General features: G+C 71.3%; 15 protein-coding genes. 6 read left to right on the forward strand and 9 right to left on the reverse strand.

Annotated elements, in window-relative coordinates:
* Positions 1-104 precede the first annotated feature (104 nt).
* The 4 genes from infB to AC2DGY_RS10975 form a co-directional block, all read right to left on the reverse strand.
* Positions 105-2,891: a translation initiation factor IF-2 gene (gene infB, locus AC2DGY_RS10960; protein WP_484509720.1), complete on the reverse strand. Its 2,787-nt coding sequence runs from the start codon at positions 2,889-2,891 to the stop codon at positions 105-107.
* 92 nt (positions 2,892-2,983) lie between these two features.
* Complete coding sequence (locus AC2DGY_RS10965; protein ID WP_484509721.1) at positions 2,984-3,235, reverse strand: YlxR family protein; 252 nt, start codon at positions 3,233-3,235, stop codon at positions 2,984-2,986.
* Between the two features lie 30 nt (positions 3,236-3,265).
* A complete protein-coding gene (gene nusA / locus AC2DGY_RS10970) occupies positions 3,266-4,252 on the reverse strand; it encodes a transcription termination factor NusA (protein WP_484509722.1) in 987 nt (328 codons plus the stop codon).
* 105 nt (positions 4,253-4,357) lie between these two features.
* The gene (locus tag AC2DGY_RS10975; protein ID WP_484509723.1) at positions 4,358-6,199 is read right to left on the reverse strand and encodes a lipase family protein; all 1,842 of its coding nucleotides are present in this window, start codon (positions 6,197-6,199) and stop codon (positions 4,358-4,360) included.
* Positions 6,200-6,441: 242 nt separating this feature from the next.
* On the opposite strand from AC2DGY_RS10975, the gene AC2DGY_RS10980 reads away from it, so the two are divergent.
* Positions 6,442-8,985, forward strand: coding sequence for a hypothetical protein (locus AC2DGY_RS10980; protein WP_484509724.1), 2,544 nt, complete (start codon positions 6,442-6,444; stop codon positions 8,983-8,985).
* Positions 8,986-9,046: 61 nt separating this feature from the next.
* On the opposite strand, the gene AC2DGY_RS10985 is transcribed toward AC2DGY_RS10980, so the two are convergent.
* Positions 9,047-10,816, reverse strand: coding sequence for a proline--tRNA ligase (locus tag AC2DGY_RS10985; protein WP_484509725.1), 1,770 nt, complete (start codon positions 10,814-10,816; stop codon positions 9,047-9,049).
* Between the two features lie 36 nt (positions 10,817-10,852).
* Positions 10,853-11,734 carry a hypothetical protein gene (locus AC2DGY_RS10990; RefSeq protein ID WP_484509726.1) on the reverse strand — a complete coding sequence of 294 codons (882 nt, stop codon included), beginning with the start codon at positions 11,732-11,734 and terminating at the stop codon, positions 10,853-10,855.
* 238 nt (positions 11,735-11,972) lie between these two features.
* Here AC2DGY_RS10990 and pcp point away from each other — a divergent pair, with 238 nt between their 5' ends.
* Entirely contained in the window at positions 11,973-12,608 is a 636-nt protein-coding gene (pcp, locus tag AC2DGY_RS10995) for a pyroglutamyl-peptidase I (RefSeq protein WP_484509727.1), read from the forward strand.
* A gap of 140 nt (positions 12,609-12,748) precedes the next feature.
* Here pcp and AC2DGY_RS11000 read toward each other — a convergent pair whose 3' ends face one another.
* Together AC2DGY_RS11000 and ispG are read right to left on the reverse strand one after the other, a co-directional pair.
* On the reverse strand, positions 12,749-13,942 hold the full coding sequence (locus tag AC2DGY_RS11000) for a benzoate/H(+) symporter BenE family transporter (protein ID WP_484509728.1): 1,194 nt from the start codon (positions 13,940-13,942) through the stop codon (positions 12,749-12,751).
* A gap of 230 nt (positions 13,943-14,172) precedes the next feature.
* Positions 14,173-15,303 (reverse strand): flavodoxin-dependent (E)-4-hydroxy-3-methylbut-2-enyl-diphosphate synthase, encoded by a 1,131-nt coding sequence (gene ispG, locus AC2DGY_RS11005; RefSeq protein WP_484510008.1) that lies wholly within the window; start codon positions 15,301-15,303, stop codon positions 14,173-14,175.
* A gap of 200 nt (positions 15,304-15,503) precedes the next feature.
* Between ispG and AC2DGY_RS11010 the strand changes: the two genes are divergently transcribed.
* Positions 15,504-17,408, forward strand: coding sequence for an anthranilate synthase family protein (locus tag AC2DGY_RS11010; RefSeq protein WP_484509729.1), 1,905 nt, complete (start codon positions 15,504-15,506; stop codon positions 17,406-17,408).
* A gap of 10 nt (positions 17,409-17,418) precedes the next feature.
* Here AC2DGY_RS11010 and AC2DGY_RS11015 read toward each other — a convergent pair whose 3' ends face one another.
* Positions 17,419-18,762 (reverse strand): M50 family metallopeptidase, encoded by a 1,344-nt coding sequence (locus tag AC2DGY_RS11015; protein ID WP_484509730.1) that lies wholly within the window; start codon positions 18,760-18,762, stop codon positions 17,419-17,421.
* Between the two features lie 73 nt (positions 18,763-18,835).
* Between AC2DGY_RS11015 and AC2DGY_RS11020 the strand changes: the two genes are divergently transcribed.
* From AC2DGY_RS11020 to AC2DGY_RS11030, 3 genes are all read left to right on the forward strand, one after another.
* Entirely contained in the window at positions 18,836-19,444 is a 609-nt protein-coding gene (locus tag AC2DGY_RS11020; RefSeq protein WP_484509731.1) for a hypothetical protein, read from the forward strand.
* Positions 19,445-19,541: 97 nt separating this feature from the next.
* Complete coding sequence (locus AC2DGY_RS11025) at positions 19,542-20,246, forward strand: DUF1775 domain-containing protein (RefSeq protein ID WP_484509732.1); 705 nt, start codon at positions 19,542-19,544, stop codon at positions 20,244-20,246.
* 144 nt (positions 20,247-20,390) lie between these two features.
* Entirely contained in the window at positions 20,391-22,052 is a 1,662-nt protein-coding gene (locus AC2DGY_RS11030; protein WP_484509733.1) for a Mur ligase family protein, read from the forward strand.
* The last annotated feature ends 6 nt before the right edge of the window (positions 22,053-22,058 follow it).

Consider the following 22,058-nt stretch of genomic DNA (forward strand, 5'->3'; position numbering starts at 1 on the left):
TCGCGGAGGCGGGACATCCGATCCTCAACCCCGGAGCAGTGGCCGGACCCGGCCCGGTCGGAAACCGAAGAGGCCCCGAGCCGCAGCCCGGGGCCTCTCTGGGATCAGCCTCGCGGCTTCTCGATCATTTCGGTCGTCTCGATCTCGTCACCGATCTGGATGTCGTTGAACCTACCGAGTCCGATACCGGCCTCGAAGTCCGTGCGCACCTCGGTGACGTCGTCCTTGAACCGGCGCAGCGACTCGATGGCCAGGCCATCGGCGATCACGACACCGTCGCGGATGACACGCGCCTTGGCGTTTCGCGTGATCGTTCCCGACCGCACGATGACACCGGCGATGTTGCCGAACTTCGAGGAGCGGAACACCTCGCGGATCTCGGCGACACCCGACTGCACCTCTTCGAACTCCGGCTTGAGCAGGCCCTTGAGCGACTGCTCGACGTCGTCGATCGCGTTGTAGATGACCGAGTAGAACCGGACGTCCACACCCTCGCGGGCGGCACGCTCGCGCGCCTTCGTGTCGGGGCGGACGTTGAACCCGATCACGATCGCGTTATCGATCGTGGCGAGGTTGATGTCCGACTCCGTGATCGCACCGACGCCGCGGTGGATGATCCGCAGCTGCACGCTGTCGTCGACCTCGATCTTGAGGAGCGACTCCTCCAGCGCCTCGACGGCACCGGACACGTCGCCCTTGATGATGAGGTTGAGAGATTCGACCTTGCCCTCTTCGAGAGCGCGGGTGAAGTCCTCGAGCGAGATGCGCTTGCGCGCCTTGGCCAGAGCGGCGTTGCGCTCGGCGGCCTCACGCTTCTCAGCGATCTGACGGGCCAGTCGGTCTTCCTCGGTCACGATGAACGTGTCGCCGGCACGCGGCACCGAGTTCAGACCCTGCACCTGCACGGGGCGCGACGGGGCGGCTTCGAGCACGGCATCGCCGTTCTCGTCGGTCATCGCACGGACGCGGCCATAGGCCGTGCCGGCGACGATCGCATCGCCGACGTGCAGCGTTCCGGATTGGATGAGCACCGTCGCCACCGAACCGCGACCCTTGTCGAGCTTCGCTTCGATCGCCACTCCACGGGCTGCCTTGTTCGGGTTGGCCGTGAGGTCGAGTCCGGCGTCGGCGGTTAGCAGCACCGCATCCAGAAGTTCCTGGATACCGATGTTGTTACGCGCCGACACGTCGACGAACATCACGTCGCCGCCGTACTCCTCGGCGACGAGACCGTATTCGGTCAGCTGCTGGCGCACCTTGGCGGGGTTCGCGTCGTCCTTGTCGATCTTGTTCACCGCGACCACGATCGGCACGTTCGCCGCCTGGGCGTGGTTGAGAGCCTCGACCGTCTGCGGCATGATGCCGTCGTCGGCCGCGACCACCAGGATCGCGAGGTCGGTCACCTGCGCACCACGGGCACGCATGGCGGTGAACGCCTCGTGACCCGGTGTGTCGATGAAGGTGATCGCGCGCTCGATGCCTTCGTGCTCGGTCCAGACCTGGTACGCACCGATGTGCTGCGTGATGCCGCCGGCCTCGCCCGCGACCACGTTGGTCTGGCGGATGGCGTCGAGCAGTCGGGTCTTACCGTGGTCGACGTGACCCATGACGGTCACGACCGGCGGGCGGATCTCGAGGTCGTCTTCGCTCTCGGCCTCGAGTTCTGCGGCGAGGTCGAGACCGAAGCCCTCCAGGAGCTCCTTGTCCTCGTCCTCGGGCGAGACCATCTGGATGTGGTAACCCAGCTCCCCGCCGAGCACCTCGAAGGTGGCCTCATCCAGCGACTCGGTGGCTGTGGCCATCTCACCCAGGTTGAACAGGATGGTGACGAGCGTGCCGGGCTGAACCGTGTAGCCGGTCAGCGCCTCGATCTTGTCGGCGAAGTCCGAGATCGATGCGCCACGGCGCATGCGGATGATCTCGCCGTTGCCCTTGGTGACGTTGACGCCGCCGACGACAGGCGCCGACCGCATCTCGAACTCTTGCCGCTTCGCCCGACGCGACTTGCGCTGCTTGGACTTGCCGCCGCCCTTACCGAACGCACCAGCGGTACCACCGCCGGGACCACGGCCGCGGCCACCGCCGCCACCGGGACGACCGGCGAATCCGCCACCGCCGGCGGGACGACCAGCGAAACCGCCGCCTGCACCGCCACCGGCGCCGCCCGGACGACCGGGACCGCCGGGACGCTGCTGGAAGGGAGCGCCGGGACGGCCGGCGCCACCGGGACGACCCGCACCACCGGGGCGCGGAGCACCGGGACGAGGCGCGCCGGGACGCGGAGCCTGCGGACGCGGGATGTTGCCGGGCGACGGGCGCTGGCCCATGCCCTGCTGAGAGGAGAAGGGGTTGTTACCCGGACGCGGACCGGTGGGACGCTGGCCCATGCCCTGCGCCGACGAGAACGGGTTGTTACCCGGACGCGGAGCGCCGCCGGGACGCGGCGGCTGAGGTGCCGCCGGACCGGGCCGGGGTCCACTAGAGGGTGCAGCGGAGGGAGCGGGCGCAGCCGACTCCGGCGTCGGAGCTGCGGGTGCGGATGCCGCCGGTGTGGCGGGCGCGGCCGGAGCAGGGGCTGCCGGAGCGGGCGTCGCCGCAGCGGGCGCTGCCGGTGCCGGTGCGCTGGGAACGGGTGCCGAGGGGCGCGCGGGCGCGGCCGGGCGGGACGGCCCAGGCTTGCCCGCGGAGCGCGCCGGGCCACCGGGTGCGGCAGCGGCAGCCGGCGCGACGCCGTCCGCCGAGAGCGCGGCCCGGAGCTTGCGGGCCACCGGGGGCTCGATGGTGGATGAAGGGCTCTTGACGAATTCGCCGAGCTCCTTCAGCTTCGCGAGGGCGACTTTACTGTCGACGCCGAGCTCGGAAGCAATTTCGTGTACGCGTGGTTTTGCCACAATTCTCCTGTCGGGGGCCTACCCCGGACAGGGCAGACCGTTACGTGCGGACGGGTCTCATTTCGAGCCGTTCACTTTGTGTCCATAGCCGTTCAGCCGTTTCGCTGGAGGGTCATTTCGAAGGTCTGCGTGTCGAGAGGGCCCGACACACGTAATGCGCGGACGAAGGCGCGGCGCCGCAAGGCGTTATCCACGCACGCATCCGTCTGATGCACCCACGCGCCCCGCCCCGGCATCGCCGCCCGGTCGTCGCGAACGAGGACCGAATCGACGGCCACGACCCGAAGGAGCGTGGACCGGGGTGCGCGCGTGCGGCAACCGACGCACGTTCGTACCTGATCCATTCTACACCTCGGGCCTGTGGCCTCGATCCGTCAGTCCTCGAGGATGCTGTCGGGCTGAATATCGATCTTCGCGCCGGTCAGCTTGGCGGCGAGTCGCGCGTTCTGGCCCTCCTTGCCGATGGCGAGGGACAGCTGATAGTCGGGCACGAGCGCACGGACGGCCTTCGTGGCGGGGTCCAGGACGAAGCTGGACGTCACCTTCGCCGGCGACAGCGCGTTGGCGACGAACGGCGCGAGTTCGGGGTCGTAGTCGACGATGTCGATCTTCTCCCCACCGAGCTCCTCGGTGACCGCACGGACGCGGCGACCCAGTTCGCCGATGCACGCACCCTTGGCGTTGATGGTCGGGTCGTTGGCCTTGACGGCCAGCTTCGTACGGTGCCCCGCCTCCCGCGCCAGGGCGACGATCTCGACCAGGCCGGAGGCGATCTCGGGCACCTCTAGCGCGAAGAGCTTGCGCACCAGGCCCGGGTGCGTGCGTGAGACCGTGATCGACGGTCCCTTCGTCCCGCGCGAGACTGAGGTGACGTACACGCGCAGCCGCGAGCCGTGCGCGTAGGTCTCCCCCGGCACCTGCTCCTCGGGGGGCAGGATCGCCTCGACGGTTCCGAGGTCGACGTGCACCATGCGCGGGTTCGGGCCCTGCTGGACGACGCCGGCGACGATGTCGCCCTCCTTGCCGCGGAACTCACCCAGCACGGCGTCGTCGGCGATATCGCGCAGACGCTGGCTGATGACCTGCTTGGCAGCGAACGCGGCGATCCGGCCGAAGTCCTCGGGGGTCTGCTCCTCCTCGCCGATGACGGCGCCCTCTTCGTCGATGACCGGGGTGAAGACCCCGACGTGGCCGGTCTTGCGGTCCACTTCCGCCCTGGCGCCCTCGGGCACGGCTCCGGTGGGCGAGGTGTGCTTGCCGTACGCGGTGAGGATGGCCTGTTCGATGATGCGCGCAAGCTCGTCGAAGGGGATCTCCTTCTCACGCTCGATCGTCTTCAGCAGTCCAAGATCGATGTCCACCGTGGGGCCCTCCGTTATTCAGCTCTCGTCGGTGCGAGAACGCGCCGACAACCCCACAACGTTACCGGATGCAGTCGCCCGGCGCCTGCGAGAGCGCTGTGCCGCTCACCTCCGGCCGCAGTCATCCAGCAGTTGCGGAGAGCGCTCGAAGAGCCCCTCGGTCCACTGGAAGAGGACCGGGAGGAACCGCGACCCAGGAAGGATCGGGCGAAGGTGGGTGTAGTCGCGGTAGGCGCGCCAGCGCACCTGCTGACCCTGCTCGCACAGCCCGCTCACGTAGCGCTCCTGGAGGGTGGTCGGGATGACCTCATCCTCCTGGCCCCACGCGACGAGGATGGGCGAGCCGGTGGGCCCGGTGACGGCGTTCTCCGCCAGGCGCCGTCCGAGCGCCCCGGCGGTGAGGTCCGCGGTGTACAGCGGCCGGTCCTCGGACACGCCGAGGGCAGCCAGCACGGAGACGACCACGCCGGGCTCGGTGGGGCACCGCTGCGTCATCTCGCGCACGATGGCGCGCGCGCCGGCGGCGACGTAATCATCCAGGTGCACATCGGCATACGTCTCGGCGTAGGGCACCAAGACCCAGGAGATGAGCACCGACAGGATCGCGTTCGCGTCCGACCGCAGCAGCTCGTCCGCCAGCGCCGCGGGATCCGCCACCGGCGCGATCGCGGCGGTTCCCAGCACGTCGACTCCGGGGGTGTACTCCGGGGCCAGCTGGGTGGTCCACAGCGCCGCGTGCCCGCCTTGCGAATGGCCCCACACCACGGTGTCGGGAGAGAGGGTGAGATCGGGCAGCTCACCGGCTGCCAGCACGGCATCCAGGGACGATCTCCCCTCCCCCTTGCCGATCAGGTAGGGGAAGGCGCCGGGTGCGCCCTGTCCGGAGTAGTCCGAGGCGACGACCACCCAGCCTGCGGCGAGCGCCTCCTCCAGCGCGGGGATGGACCAGCGCGTGGCCGACGCATCGCGCAGACTCGGCGCGCATCCCTGCGCGACCCCCGTCGTGCCGTGGTTCCACACGATGACGGGGCGCGGACCCGGCGGCGGATCGTTCGGCACGATCACGAGGCCGCTGGCCACCGCCGGCCGGCTGACCGCGTCGCGCGTCGTGTACAGGATGCGGCTGACTTCCCCGCCCTGCGGCGCCCGCCCGAGATAGTCGTCCCAGCGGATGAGTCGTCCGTGCCCGGGCGGGAGCCGGTCGGGCGGGTCGTAGAAGGCGTCCACGACCGGTGCCCCCTCGGCGAGCCAGTCGTCGAGCCACCACCCCCCGGTCGCCGAGGCGACGAGAAGGACAGCCAGCGCATACCGGCCCGCCGCGGCCCACGCTTCCGCGCGACGCACGCGACGGCGATCCGGCGGGACGACCGGCTCCGGGCGCCGTTCACGACCGGCCGCGCGTATGCCGCGTACGGCCCGGACGATCAAGGTCACCCCGAAGGCCACCGTGCGCACGCCGAAGACGAGCGCGACGACCAGCACGGTCACATCGGGCCAGGTGAGCGAGAGCACCCCGAAGGCGATCTGGGCGGCGCCGGAGGCGGCGGCCAGCACCCGCTGACTCGCGCGGCCACGTGCCACCGCATCCCCCACCGACGCCAGTCCGCCCACGATGAGGAAGACCGCGAGCACCGACGGCAGCAGATCCAGGCTCCGCCCGAGCCAGATCAGCACGAGCACACCCCCCGCGATCCAGGCGAGGGCGAACGGCCGCGTCCACCACCGGGGCGAGCGATGGCGGGAGAACAGCTCGACCAGCCCTGTCGCGATAACGCTCAGGGCGACATAGATCCCCAGCAGCACGAGCGAGGTGAGCGGTCGCGTCACGATGAGTACGCCGAGCACCACGAGGGCGATGCCGACCACGAGCAGGACGCGAGCGGGGGCGCGTCCGAGGAGAGCGGGCAGAGCGCTCCAGCGCGCGGACAGGCGCCGAGTGGTGGGCATCCGCCCCATGGTAATCGGGCGCCCTGCCGGGCGCTGGCCGGTGGTCAGCCCACATCGCCGGTCGCGGCCCGTGCGGACCCCGGTGTCAGCCCGCCATCGGGTCGGCGGAAGTGCGCGGCGGTGACGTTTGCTCACGTGGACACCCGGGCGTCGCCTCGGCGACACGCGGCGGACACCCGGCCGCTCCACTCTCGGTCGAGTGCGCGCACCGGGCGCGCACTCGACAGAACAGGAGTTGCCGCGTGCCCCCACGCTCTCCCCTCGCCCCTCGTCGGTACCGCCGTGCGGTCGGCGGCTGGGTGGCCGCCGCCATCGCGGCCGCTGCCGTCCTTTCCGCGGGCCCGGCCGCGTCGGCGGGCACCGCGCCACCCGATGAGGACCTCGCGTCGCGGTTCACCCTCGCGGTACTGCCCGACACCCAGTTCTATTCGCGTTATTCGTCCGACCAGTTCGTTCCTCGATACGGCACGGACCCGTTCGCGGTGCAGACGGAGTGGCTGGCGGAGCACTCAGCGCAGCTGCGGATCCCTTTCGCCGCGCACCTCGGCGACGTCGTCGACCGGGCGGGCACGGCAGCTGAGTGGGAGGCCGCCGACCGGGCGATGCGCACGCTCGACCAGTCTCCGCTGTCGTACTCGATCCTGCCCGGCAACCACGACGTGCTCGACGAGGGCGTGGAGGACACGCAGCTCGACCTGGCCCACGAGCCGTTCCTGCGGTGGTTCGGCCCCGACCGCCGTGCGGCCCGGAGCACGTACCAGGGGTCGGATGCCACCGGCATGAGCCAGTACCACCTGTTCGAGGCGGAGGGTCAGCAGTTCCTGGTCCTCGCGGTGGCGTGGCGGGCCTCGGACGCGACGCTCGCGTGGGCGCAGGGCGTGATCGATGCGCACCCGGCGGTGCCGGTCATCCTCACCACCCACGCCCTGGTGAACGTCGCGACCGACCAGTCGACGCCGCTGGAGACCGAGGAGAGCCAGCGGATGTGGGATCGGCTCATCCGGGGCAACGATCAGGTCTTTCTGACGCTCAACGGCCACTTCCACGGGGCGACGCGCCTTACCAAGACGAACGACTTCGGCCACGAGGTCACCCAGGTGCTCATGGACTATCAGATGGCCTACGAGGGCGGAAACGGCTACCTCGGCCTCTTCGAGTTCGACCTCACGAACAACCGAATCGGGCTACTGACCGCTTCGCCGTGGGTCGTGTCCAAGCCGCGGGAGGCCCTCACCGCCTACGACCAGCCCCTCCTGGAGGGTCCGCACCAGCAGTACACCATCGACATCGACTTCGCCGAGCGGTTCGCGGGATTCGACCCGACGTTCGCGGCGGGCACTCCCGATGAGCCGCCCCTCCTGGCCACCGCGCGCGAATTGCTGCTCGAGGGCTTCGACGGCCCCGACCCGGTCACGACCGAACAGCCGGGGAACGAACTCGACTTCGCCCAGGCGGAAGGCACCCTCGCGCACTGGCGGTTCAACGGGCTCGAGGGCGTCGTGGATGCCGACACCGTGGTGGAGGACATCGCCGGCGACAACGACCTGACCCGGGCCGACCCGGCCGCCACCGGAGCCGTCGGCGCCGTGTGGGAGGACGTCACCATCGAGACCGACGACGTCCACGGGTTCTCCTCCGACGGCGCCGCGGCGTGCTTCGACAACTCCTCGGGCTCGCGATTCAACTACCTCACGACGGCCCCCGACGCACCGATCAACGACGCCGACCTCACCCGCGGCTACACGATCGAGACCTTCGTGAAGATGGATGCCGACTGGGATGCCGCCGCCAACGCGTGGTCGAAGTTCGTCACCCGCACGGGAAACCGGTCGGAGGTGCCCGGTGTGCCGTGGTCGCAGTGGGACTTCACCGCCTCCCCCACGGCGGTGGGCATCTCGAACCTGCGCGAGTTCCAGTTCACCAGCATCCCCGCCGCCACCAGCGACGCGTCGGCCACGCCGCTGAGCGACAGGACGAACTGGTCGGGCGAGATCATGGTGGACTCGTGGGCGCACGTCGCCGTCGTCAACGACCCGGAGGCTCGGACGACCACGATGTACGTGGACGGGGCGCCGGTGCTGCGCAACGCCACCGACACCGTGGGGATGGCCCACCAGGACGGGATGGCGTGGATCCTCGGCGCGGACTGGGTCGATGACGCAGCCCGCAACGGGTGGCACGGCTGCATCGGTGAGACCCGGATCATCGACCGCCCCACGACGGCGGACGAGTGGCTGACGGAGCGCGCCGACCTCAGCGGGTTCGCGGTCACCACGGCGCCCGCGGGCACCCTCGCGGCCGACGTCGCGTCCGTCCGGCTCGCCGGCGTCGGCTTCCCCGGCGCCGAGGTGCGTCTTGCACCGGCTCAGGACGCCCCCGGCGTCGCCATGGCAGCCGCTGCCGACCTGGGCGGGGCGACGACGACGGTGGCGGGCGACGGCACCTGGGAGATCGAGGTGACCGCAGGCCTCAGCCCCGGTCAGCATGCCCTGGTGTTGGCGCAGTCCCTCGGCGAGCGCTCGTCCGATCCGGTGCCGGTGTCGTTCGCGATCGCTGCGGCCGCCGTACCCGGGGCGTCACCGACGGCGCCGGGGCCGCCCGCTTCCGCCGCGCCGATCACCGCTCCGGCCACGGGTGACCGCGCGTCCGCCGGTGACCTCGCATCCACCGGCGGCGACGGTGCCCTGGCGCTCGCCGCGGCCGCGGTGGGGGCGCTTCTGGTCGCCGTCGGCGGTGTTCTCGCGGCGGCGCGCATCCGGCGGAGGCCCGCGGTGACGCGGTCCTGACCCGGGTTAACCGAACGCGGGTCCCGTCCGTGATGGACGGGACCCGCGTCGCGTGTGCGTGTCAGGCGGTGAGACGAGCGACGGCGTCGGCGGCGGGGACGACCTCGCGCTCGCCGGTGCGGCGATCCCACAGCTCCACCTCGCCCGCGGCGGCACCGCGGCCGACGATGACGATGCGCGGGACGCCGACCAGCTCGGCGTCGCCGAACTTCACGCCGGGTGACACCTTCGGCCGGTCGTCGAAGAGCACGTCGAGCCCCGCCGCTTCCAGGTCGGCGCTGAGAGTCTCGGCGAGCTCGAAGGCCGCCGCATCCCGGCCCGTCGCGACGACATGCACGTCGAACGGCGCGACCGATGCGGGCCAGATGAGGCCCTTCTCGTCGTTGTTGAGTTCGGCGATGATCGCGAGGATGCGGGTCACGCCGATGCCGTACGAACCCATCGTGACCGTGACGAGCTTGCCGTTCTCGTCGAGCACCTTCAGTCCCAGCGTCTCGGCGAAGAACCGGCCGAGCTGGAAGACGTGACCGATCTCCATGCCGCGCGCCAGTTCCACGGGCCCGGAGCCGTCAGGGGCGGGATCGCCGGCGCGGACGGTTGCGACCTCGATGAATCCGTCCGCGGTGAAGTCGCGGCCGGCGACGAGCGAGTGCACGTGCTTCTGGTCGATGTTCGCGCCGGTGATCCAGCTGGTGCCGTCGACGACGCGCGGGTCGAGCAGGTAGCGAATGCCGGTGGCGGATTCCTCGCCCAGCACCGGCCCCGTGGGCGACCACGGGCCGATGTAGCCCTTCACCAGGAAGGGGTTCCGCTCGAAGTCCGCCTCGGTGGCCTGCTCGACCTCGGCTGGCGCGAAGGCCACCTCGACGCGCTTGTCATCGACGTCGCGATCGCCCGGCAGGCCCACGACCACGAGTTCGCGCGTGCCGTCCAGGTGCTTCAGCGCCAGGACGACGTTCTTCAGGGTGTGCGCGGCGGTCCACTCCCCGCCGGCGGCCGGAGGGTCGAGGACCGCGTTGGAGTGGTCGACGAGCGTCTGGATCGTGGGGGTGTTCGGCGAGTCGAAGATCACCGGTTCGGGCAGCCCGTCGAACGGGATCGGCTCGGGCACGAGGGTCGTGAACGCCTCGACGTTGGCGGCGTAACCGCCGGCGGAGCGGACGAACGTGTCTTCCCCGACGGCGGTGGGATGCAGGAACTCCTCGCTGCGCGCGCCTCCCATGAGACCGTTGTCGGCGTTGACGATGACGTACTCGAGCCCCAGTCGCTGGAAGATGCGCTCGTAGGCATCGCGCTGGGCCTGGTACGACGCATCCTGGCCCTCGTCGGTGTAGTCGAACGAGTACGCGTCCTTCATCGTGAACTCGCGTCCGCGGAGGAGTCCCGCGCGGGGGCGCGCCTCATCGCGGTACTTGTCCTGGATCTGGTACAGCGTCAGCGGCAGGTCTTTGTAGGACGAGTACAGGTCCTTCACCAGGAGCGTGAACATCTCCTCGTGCGTGGGGGCGAGCAGGTAGTCCGCACCCTTACGGTCCTGCAGCCGGAAGATGCCGTCGCCGTACGACTCCCACCGGCCCGACGCCTCGTACGGTTCGCGCGGCAGGAGCGCCGGGAAGTGAACCTCGTAGGCGCCGACGGCGGCCATCTCCTCGCGGATGATCGCCTCGATCTTGGCCTTGACCCTCAGGCCCAGCGGGAGCCACGCGAAGATGCCCGGCGCGCTGCGGCGGATGTAGCCGGCACGCACGAGGAGGCGATGGCTCGTGACTTCGGCATCGGCGGGGTCTTCACGGAGCGTGCGGAGGAAGAAGTGCGACAGACGGGTGACCACGAGGATTCAGTCTAGGTGCGGGGGCGTGGTGGACATTCAGCCGAGCTCAGCGAGCAGCCGGGGGGCGAGTTCGAGCACTCGCGCGGGGTCGCCGCCCGTTGCGAACCGGATGGTGAGGCGATTCGGCCCTGAGACGGCGGCGAGCGCCACATCGCTGGGATGCTGGGGATCCACCTGCATCCAGGCGGCATCGGCGCCCTCGACCTCAACCTCCTGCACATCCTGACCCTGCAGCGTCCGCTCGCTCGGCGCTCCCGCGCCCGGCTGGGGGTAGACCTCGGCGATGGTCGACGAGTACGCAGTCGTGCGGTACGAGGAGCACCATTCCGCCGCTCCCGCGTCAACGAGGACTTCCCATGCAAGGCCGGCCGGCACCGAATCGCCGGGGAATCCGGCAGTCATGGGCTCGCCCACTGCGGTCTCGACCACCCCGCGCACATCCTCGCAGTCCGGAATGCTCCACCACTCGGCGTCACGCGCCCTGGCGACAGCCATGCTCGGAGTCGCCTTCGCCGCCACAGTTTGGATGACCGCCTCGAGGCGATCGGTTTCGCGCAAAGCCTCCTCGTCCGACATCTCCCGCCAGGGATCGTCGAGCATGGGTACCACGCTCACGCCTATCCATGCGCCGCCGACGACGCGGCCCATCTCGCACGAGCCGGTCGTACCGCCACACTGCATGGTGCTGTACCGACCCACTAATTCCCTCGAAACCACGGCCGAGTCGAGCACGCTCACACCCACGTAGTTGCCACTGTCGGTGTACCAGCTGCACATCACTCCGCCAAGATTCGCCGAGAGCGCCGGGGGGGTCGAGAGCAAGGACGAAGAGTCGTCGAAGAGCGTCAGCCCGGCCCCCGCAGTGGCCTCGAGCTCCTCGGGGGTGAGAACGCGAGCGCAGTCGCCCTCGAACGCCACAGACGGCGCGATGCTGGGCGTGGGTGTCGCCGCAGCCGGAGTGCTCACATCCGGCGAGGGCGTCGGCGTTCGATCGGGCGCGGGCGCGCAGGCCGCCAGGGCCAGAACAACGACGACGAAGGAGAGTGTGGCCCCCACCCGGGGCGCGCGCCGAAACATACTCGGAGGATAGGGGTGCCGCCGGTACTCAGCGGATCGCCGCCTATAACGGTCCACTCACGTTCTTTAGGCTGGAGGGGTGGCGACCGTACTGCTGACCGGATTCGAGCCCTTCGGCGGCGACGCATCCAACCCGTCCGGGGAAGCCGTGCATGTGGTCGCGGATCGGTGGCGCGGGCCGGAGGTTCTCATCACCGACGTCTTGCCCGTGGCGTTCGCCGGCGCGACCGCGCGGATGCGTGAGCTCTTGGACCAGCACTCTCCCGACCTCGTCATCGCGACGGGCCTTGCCGGGGGCCGCGCGGCCGTGACGCCCGAGCGCGTCGCGATCAACCTCGCCGACGCCCGCATCCCCGACAACGACGGCGTCCAGCCGTTGGATGACCCGGTCGTCGCGGATGGACCGGCGGCGTACTTCGCGACGGTCCCGGTCAAGGCGATCACGGCGGCCATCGCCGCGGCCGGGATCCCCGCATCCGCCTCGCACACCGCGGGGACGTTCGTCTGCAACGCCGTGATGTACACCGTGCTGCACGCCACCGCGGGGACGCCCGCCCGGGCCGGTTTCCTCCACCTGCCCTGGGCTGATGGTGTGGGGCCCGCCGGTGCGCCGTCGCTGGCCATGGGCGACCTCGTCCGGGCCGTCGAGGTCGCACTACGCACGGCGCTGGATGTGCGGGACGACGCCCCGCTCCGCGGCGGCGCCCTCTCCTGACCCGCCCGGGCCGTTCAAAACTCAGGAGACACGCCGGGCGCGGCCCCCGGAACACCGCCGCAACGCCCGAATCTCCTGAGTTTTGCGCAGCGAAGCGCCGGGAGAGGAGGACCGGCCGGGCGAAGCCGCACCGAGGAGCCTCAGCGGCGTCCGGCATGCAGCACGGCCCGCACCACCAGCCCCGCCACGAGCGCCCAGAACGCGGCACTGACTCCGCCGATCGCCACACCGGATGCAGCGACGAGGAACGTCACGACCGCCGGCAGCCGCTCCCCCGGGTCGTCGATGGCCTGCTGCACCGCCGACCCGAAGGTCGCGAACAGCGCGACACCGGCTACCGCCGGGACCACCGCCTCCGGCGCCACGACGACGAGCGCCACGAGGGCGGCAGACAGTGCGCCGAGCACGATGGCGGTCGCCCCCGTGGACACACCCGCCACCCACCGGCGCTTCGGGTCGGGGTCGGCTTCCGGCGCGGCCGCGAGCGCCGCGCTGATCGCCGCGAGGTTGATGGCGTGAGCGCCCGCCGGCGCACCCAGGGCCGTCCCCACTCCGGTCACGAGCATCGCTCCGCGCCACGGGACGGTGTATCCATAGCTGCGCATGATCGCCACGCCCGGAACGTTCTGCGACGCCATCGTCACGAGGAACAGCGGAAGCGCAAGCCCCACCACCGCTCCCCCGGTGAGGGTCGGCGCGGTCAGCTCGATGCGGGGCACCAGATCGCCCGGGGGCACGCTCGCCCCGGTCGCTGCGACGTGGATGCCGACGACCACGGCGGCCGCGACGAAGGACAGCGGCACGGCCCACCGCGGCACGAGGCGGACGCAGACGAGCCACGTGACCAGCACCGGCGCCACGCCCCACGGGTTGGCGACGAGTCCGCCGACCGGCGCCAGGCACAGGGGCAGCAGCACCCCGGCGAGCATCGCCTGCGCGATGGACGGGGGGATGCGGGCGATGAGCCGGCCCAACTGCGGCCACAGAGCCGTGAGCAGGATGAGGCCCGCGGTGACGAGGAACGCGCCCACCGCGGCGGGCCACCCGCCCTCGACGGCGCCGGTGGCTGCCAGCACCGCCGCCCCCGGCGTCGACCACGACGCCGTGACCGGCATGCGGGAGCGCCACGCGAGGAGGATCGAGGCGACCCCCATGGTCACGCACAGCACCATCAGGCCGCTGGCGGCCTGCGCCGGGGTCGCGCCCACCGCATCCAGACCCGTCAGGACGACCGCGAAGGTGCTCGTCGTCCCGACCAGGGCGGTGACGGCGCCCGCGATGATCGGCCGGGAAAGCGGCGCGGGTGCGATCGTGGAGTCGGTCATGAGATTCATGACGGTAGTGGATGCGCCGGCACCCGCCTCGATGCCACCTGCCAACCCGTGGCCGCCCCGGGCCCTGCCCGACTCCCGACCGCACACCCCCGCCATGGCAACGTCCGCGGGCGCACAACGGCGGATCCGGGCGGCGACACCCCGCCACATCCACCCGCACCCCGGCGCGTCGCCGAAGATCTCCGCAGCTGTGCCCGCGCGTGAACCCCCTGGGGCGCACCGCCCACGGGTCAGACGGTGACGACCTGCGCGGTGCCGATGCGGGCGTCGGGGCCCATCTCATCGGCGAGGCGGTTGGCTTCCTCGATGAGCGTCGCGACGATCTCAGATTCGGGGACAGTCTTGATGACCTGGCCCTTCACAAAGATCTGACCCTTGCCGTTTCCGGATGCGACGCCGAGGTCGGCCTCGCGGGCCTCTCCCGGTCCGTTCACGACGCAGCCCATGACGGCGACGCGCAGCGGCACGGTCATGTCCTTGAGACCCTCGGTCACGTTGTCGGCGAGCGTGTAGACGTCGACCTGAGCCCGGCCGCAGGAGGGGCACGACACGATCTCGAGCTTGCGCTCGCGGAGGTTCAGCGACTGCAGGATCTGGTGGCCGACCTTGACCTCTTCGGCCGGCGGGGCCGACAGCGAGACACGGATGGTGTCGCCGATGCCCTCGGACAGCAGGATGCCGAAGGCGGTCGCGCTCTTGATCGTGCCCTGGAAGGCGGGGCCGGCCTCGGTCACGCCCAGGTGCAGCGGCCAGTCGCCCATGGCGGCGAGGAGCCGGTAGGCCTTGACCATGATGACCGGGTCGTTGTGCTTGACGGAGATCTTGAAGTCGTGGAAGTCGTGCTCCTCGAACAGCGACGCCTCCCACCGGGCGCTTTCGGCGAGCGCCTCGGGCGTGGCCTTGCCGTACTTCTCGAGGAGGCGCTTGTCGAGGGATCCGGCGTTCACGCCGATGCGCAGGGACACCCCCGCGGCCTTGGCGGCGGCGGCGATCTCCCCCACCTTGTCGTCGAACTGGCGGATGTTGCCGGGGTTGACCCGGACGGCGGCGCATCCGGCGTCGATCGCCTGGAAGACGTATTTCGGCTGGAAGTGGATGTCAGCGATCACGGGGATCTGACTCTTCTTCGCGATGATCGGCAGCGCCTCGGCGTCGTCCGCGCTGGGCACTGCTACCCGCACGATCTCACACCCGGACGCGGTCAGCTCGGCGATCTGCTGAAGGGTGGCGTTGATGTTCGTCGTCGGTGTCGTGGTCATCGACTGCACGCTGACGGGAGCATCTCCGCCCACCAGCACCTTGCCGACCCGGATCTGGCGGCTCTTGCGTCGGGGCGCGAGCACCTCGGGAATCCGCGGCATTCCGATGTTGACTGCTGGCACCCGTTTAGCCTACGCCGCGCTCCTGCAAGGGGGCTCGATGCGGTGGTGTGATAAATTCGGCCCATGTCCGCGAACCTCAGCTGGTGGCTCACCGTCTAGGCGGTGTGTTCGCGTAACAGACCGCTCCCCCGGGGCGGTCTTCTTCGTTGGACGGTCGCCCCTCCGACGAAAGATCGACGATGACCCGGCCCGACATCCCCCAGATCCTCCGCGACCTCGCCGAGGGCACCGCGCCCTTCGCGCTGCTCGCCCGCGACGCATCCACCGTCGAAGTGCTCACCGGCGACGTCGTCGACGTCGCGCTCCTCGCCGACATCCCCCTGACGGATGCCGCGGGCCGGGCCCGCGAGGTCCTCGCGCTCGTGCCGTTCCGGCAGGTGCGCGAGCGCGGCTTCGTCAGCCACGACGACGGCGCTCCGCTGCGCTGTCTCGTCGTGGACCGGCATGACGCGCTCCCCCGCGACGCGGTCATCGCCGCGCTCCCCTCGGCGCCGGTGCCGCTCGGGGATCCCGGCTTCGACCAGGGCGACGAGGAGTACGCCGGCATCGTCCGCCGCGTGATCGCCGAGGAGATCGGCCGCGGCGAGGGCGCCAACTTCGTCATCCGGCGGGATTTCACCGCGACCGTTGACACCGACCCCCGCGTGGCGGCGCTGACCTGGTTCCGCGCGCTGCTCGAGCACGAGCGTGGTGCGTACTGGACCTTCGCGGTCGTGACCGACGGCCACATCGCGGTGGGCGCGAGCCCCGAGGCGCACGTGAGCGCACGGGGTGGGGTCGTCACGATGAACCCCATCTCCGGCACCTTCCGCCACCCACCCGGTGGTGCGACGGCCGAGACCCTGACGGAGTTCCTCGAGTCGACCAAGGAGACCGAGGAGCTCTTCATGGTCGTGGATGAGGAACTGAAGATGATGTCGGCGGTGTGCTCGGACGGCGGGCGCATCACCGGTCCGCATCTGAAGGAGATGTCGCGCCTCACCCACACCGAGTACATGCTGCGCGGTCGCAGTCGCCTCGACCCGCGCGACATCCTGCGCGAGACGATGTTCGCCCCGACGGTGACCGGCTCCCCCATGCAGAACGCGTGCACGGTCATCGCCCGGCACGAGACCACGCCCCGCGGCTATTACTCCGGGGTGGCCGCGCTGTTCACACCCGCCGACCCGTCGACGGGTGACGAGGGAGGCGCGACGCACGATCTGGACGCTCCGATCCTCATCCGCACCGCGTACCTCGTCGACGGGCGCCTGCGGGTGCCGGTGGGCGCGACGCTCGTGCGCCACTCCGACCCGTACGGCGAGGTCAGCGAGACCCACGGGAAAGCTGCCGGCGTGCTCGGCGCGATCGGGGCGATCCCGCGGGATGCTCCGGCTCCCGATCCCGACGCTCCGGCCGGCGGACACCCCGCCCTGGCCGACGATCCGGCCATCGCCGAGCTTCTCGCCTCACGCAACGCCCGCCTCGCGGCGTTCTGGCTGCAGCCGCAGGACACCGCACCGGCGGGCCCGTTCGCCGGCCGGGACGCCCTCGTCGTCGACGCGGAGGACCGCTTCACGACCATGCTCGCCCATCAGCTGCGTCACCTCGGGTTCGACGTCACCATCACGCCGTGGTCGGAGGTCACCGATGCGCAGCTGGATGCGGCCGGTGTGGTCGTGTCCGGCCCCGGTCCCGGCGACCCGCGCGACCCGGACAGCCCGCGGATGCAGCGCATGCGCGAGGTCGTGGCGCGGCGTCGCTCGTCGGGGGCCCCGCTTCTGGCGGTGTGCCTGAGCCACCAGATCCTCGCCGGTTCGCTCGGGATCGGCCTGGCGCCTCTGGACCGGCCTCACCAGGGTCTCCAGCTGAGCGTCGACGTGTTCGGCGAATCGGCCTCGATCGGGTTCTACAACACGTTCACCGCCCGCGTTCCCGCGGGAACGACCCGGGTAGGAGACGCCGAGGTCGCCGCCGGTTCCGCCGGCGACGTCTACGCGTTGCGCGGACCCGGCTACGCCTCGGTGCAGGGCCACCTGGAGTCGATCCTGTCGCGCGACGGCATGCGCACGCTCGAGCGCCTCCTCACCCACGCCCTGTCCTGACCTGCGCGGATCAGAACAGCGACACCGGGTTGAACAGGTCGGCGAGGATCAGGATGCCCCCCATCCCGATCAGCAGCACGACGACCACGAACGTGACCGGCACGAGCTTGGTCGCATCCACCGGTCGCGGCGGCGGGCGGCGGAACAGCTTCGCCCACGCGCGCTTGAGGCCGTCCCACAGCGCGACGACGACGTGCCCGCCGTCCAGCGGCAGCAGCGGGATGAGGTTGAAGACGAACAGCGCGATGTTCAGCGATGCGACGAGTCCGATGAGACTCGCGACGCGATCGAGGACCGGCGCATCGGTCGCGGCGACCTCGCCGGCCAGGCGCCCTGCCCCCACGACGCTGAGCGGGCCGTTCGGGTCGCGCTCCTGACCGGTGAAGAGGTCGACGGCGGTGTCCCACACGCGCACCGGCAGCTGAGTCATGATGCCGGCGACGGCTCCGACGTTCTCGACTGCCGCCTGCGGACCGGCCCACAGCGGCTGCGTGACGCGGCTGACCTGCGGGCCGACACCGATGAAGCCGACCTCGCGCATCCGGGCCTCGCCGTCGGGGCCGATGACCGCCCGGCCGTCCTCGCCGACGACCTCCCGGTCGGTGCGCAGCGGCGTCACCGTGAGCGACTGCTCCTGGCCGTCGCGCTCGAGCACCACGCCGAGCGGGTCGCCGGGGTGGTCCTGGATGATCGCGGACAGCTCGTCGAACGTGGAGACGTCCGTCCCGTCCACGGACAGCACGACGTCCCCGGGCAGGATGCCGGCCTCGGCGGCGGGGGCCGCCGGGTCGGACGGCCCGCAATCGGTGCGGTCGGCGTCGGCGGGGATGACGCATTCGCTCACGGAGGCGATCGTCGTCGTCGCCGTGGCGATCCCGAAGCCGCTGAAGAGCACGGCGAACAGCACGACCGCCAGGACGAGGTTCATGACCGGCCCGCCGAGCATGATCACGACGCGTTTCCACACCGGCAGGCGGTAGAACGCGCGCCGGTCGTCGTCGCCGGTGAGCGTCTCGTCGTTGGCGGCGCGCGCATCCTGCACCATCGTCGCGAAGAATCCGCCGCCGGCTCTGCCCGACTGCTCTCCGGCCAACGCGGCCTCGCGCTCACGGGGGGACGGCGGGTACATGCCCGCCATCGAGATGTAGCCACCGAGCGGGATCGCCTTCACGCCGTACTCGGTCTCACCGAAACGCCGAGACCACAGCGTCGGACCGAAGCCGATCATGTACTGGCCGACCCGGACGCCGAAGCGCTTGGCGGGAACGAGATGGCCGATCTCGTGCAGCGCGATCGACACCGCGAGCCCGACGACGAGCAGCACGACACCGAGCACGAACAGCAGAACCGTCACGCCGTTCACGGTACCCCGGCGCGCCTTTGAGTTGGCCGTGGAGCTTCTCGCGCCGGGCACCTAGCCTGGAGCCGTGAGCACACGGTCGGCCAGGGCGCTGCGGGGTTCCGCGTTCGCCGTGCTCGCGACCGTCATCGCCGCGGCAGCCCACTCCCTCGCCGGAGGCGGGGCACCCAGCCCGCTGTTCTGCGCGGTGGTCGCGGCGCTCGCCATCCCCGGGGCGACAGCGCTCGCCGGCGCCCGCACGGCGCCGTGGCGCACCGCGCTCGCCGTGGGATTCAGCCAGCTCCTCTTCCACGCCGCCTTCGCCACGATCGGCGATCTGGGCCGGTGGGACGCCGCCGCCCCGCATGTCCACGGCAGCGCTGTCGTGGTCGGCGAGTCGGCGGTGGCGGCACTTCCCGGCGGTCCCGGCAGCGCGGCGATGACCGCGGCGCATACGGGTGCCGCCCTCGTCACGATCCTCGCTCTCACCCGGGGGGAGCAGGCCGTACGCGCCATCGCGCGCCGGCTCCCCCGGTTCCTGCCGCCCTCGACGCCGAAGATCCCGACGATCTCGGTTCCCCGCCCGGTGCGCGCCCTGTGCGACAGCGCGCCGCTCGTGCGTCCGCGCCCTCGCGCGGCCTCGGTGTCGCGCCGCGGACCGCCGTCGCACGGGTTCCTCCCCACCCTCGCCGCCTGAGGCGCACGGGCACGCTCGATGCTGCCCGTGCGGGCGCGTGCCTGCGCGCGCCCGCCCCGCGCGCCCGGCGGCCCACCCACACTGCGAAGAGAGAGTCATGTCCCCTACCACCGTCATCCCGGCGCGCCGCCGCGCGCGCGTCATCCTCGGCGCGCTCGCCGGGGCCGCCCTCGTCGTCGGATCGCCCCTGGCCGCCGTCGCGCACATCCACGTCACGCCGGACACCTCACCCGCGGAAGGCACCACGACGCTGACGTTCTCGTTCAGCCACGGTTGCGAAGACTTCCCGACCACCGCGCTGGCCGTCGACATCCCGGACGGAGTCACCAGCGTGGTGCCGGTTTCGTCGGCGGGATGGTCGATCCACCGCGACGTCGCCGACAACGGCACCGTCAGCCGCGTCGTCTACACGGCAACCGAACCGATCGAGTCGGGAATCAAGGGCGAAGTCAGCCTCGATGCGCGCTTCTCCGCAGAACTGGCCGGGTCGGTCGTCGCATTCCCGGTGATCCAGGAGTGCACGACCGGCTCGACCGCGTGGACCGAGGAGACCGTCGAGGGCGAGGAGGAGCCGGAATCGCCCGCCCCGGCCGTCGCCGTCACGGCGGTCGACGAAGAGGCGACGCACGGTCACGGCGCCCCGAACCCGGATTCGGCCGGGGCGTCCGAGGATGCCGCCTCCGCGCCCGCGGCCCCTGGTTCGGCGGCGACCGCCGCGCTGTGGCTGGGTGCCGGCGGCCTCGCCCTCGGCTCGGCCGCCCTCGTGGTCGCGGTGGTGGCGCTGAACCGGCGCCGCGCGTGACCGATCCCGGTGCGTCGTCGCGCGGCGGCGGCGCACCGGGTCCCCCTAAGTCCGTGGGCCCGCGCCGTCCGTGGGCCGCGACCGCAGACCCGCGCGAGCCGGGATCGGGGGACTCCCCGCGGCGGGTGAGAGGATGGGAGCGCCATGCCCACCGACGCCCCCACTAATCTCCCGCCCGTTCTGCGACCCCAGCGGCCGCCCGTGCGCACGCTCGACGACCTCGCCCGCCGTTTCGGGGCCGAGGTGCGTGGCGACACCGCGGGCGTGACGGTGTCGGGTATCACCCTCGCCACCGCAGACCTCCGCTCCGGCGAGGCCTTCGTCGCCCTTCGCGGGGTGAACCGCCACGGCGCCGAGCTCGCGCGCGAGGCCGTAGCGGCCGGCGCCGTCGCGATCATCACCGATGAGGACGGCGCGCGTCTGGCCGCAGACGCAGGTGTCGCGCTGGTCGTCGTGGACAACCCCCGCGCTCTCCTGGGTCAGCTCTCGGCCTGGGTGTACGGCACCGGGGCCGACGACGACCTGCCGCTCCTGCTGGGCACGACCGGCACGAACGGCAAGACGAGCGTCTCGCACCTGCTCGAGGGGATCCTCGGGCAGCTGGGGGTGGTGACCGGTCTGTCCTCGACAGCGGAGCGTCACATCGCCGGCGAGGTCATCGTCTCGCGGCTGACCACGCCCGAGGCATCCGAATTCCACGCGCTGCTGGCGCTCATGCGCGAGCGCGGCGTCGAGGCGGTCGCCGTCGAGGTGAGCGCGCAGGCACTCAGCCGGCACCGCGTGGACGGGCTGGTGTTCGACGTCGCGGCGTTCACGAACCTCTCCCACGATCACCTCGACGACTACGCCGACATGCGGGAGTACTTCGAGGCGAAGCTCCCGCTGTTCCAGCCCGACCGCGCGCGCCGCGGCGTCGTGTCGCTCGATTCCGCGCCCGGAGCCGAGGTCGTCGCCCGAGCCGGGATCCCCGTCGTGACGGTGGCGACGCCCGTCATCGCCGCCGACCCCGACGCCGCGTCGGCGGCCGACTGGGTCGTGGAGATCCGCGAGGAGCGGCAGGACGGAACCGAGTTCACCCTCTCCGGGCCGGCGGGGCAATCCCTCACGACGGTCGTACCGGTCATCGGCCGGCACATGGCATCCAACGCCGGGCTCGCGATCGTCATGCTGCTCGAGGCCGGGTACGCGTGGGACGCCCTGGTCGCGGCGCTGGACGGGGGACGGATCGCGGCCTTCCTCCCCGGTCGCACGCAGCGGGTCTCCGGGGATCGCGGCCCCGCGGTGTACGTCGACTTCGGCCACTCCCCCGACGCCTTCGAGAAAACCCTCACCGCTGTCCGCCGCGTCACCCCCGGCAAGGTGGTCATGCTGTTCGGCGCCGATGGCGACCGCGATGCCACCAAACGCCACGACATGGGTCGGACGGCCGTGGAGGGCAGCGACATCCTCGTGCTGACCGACCACCACCCGCGGTTCGAAGATCCGGATTCCATCCGCGCGACCCTCCTGGAGGGCGCGCGGCGGGCCCGTCCCGACGCCGAGATCCACGAGTACTCGCCCCCGGAGCGCGCCATCGTGGAGTCGGTGGCGCTCGTGGGCGACGGCGACGCGATCCTGTGGGCAGGGCCCGGCCACCAGGACTACCGCGACATCCGCGGGCGGCGCACGCCGTATTCGGCCCGCGAGCTCGCGCGTCGTGCGCTGCGTGCTGCCGGATGGCCCGTCCCCGACCCCGCGTGGCCGGTCCCCTACCCGCCGGATGAGACCCCGTCCTCCGACCCCGAGCGCCCCTACCCCGCGCCCTAACCCCAC

Source organism: Microbacterium sp. Z6_144, from assembly GCF_057197625.1.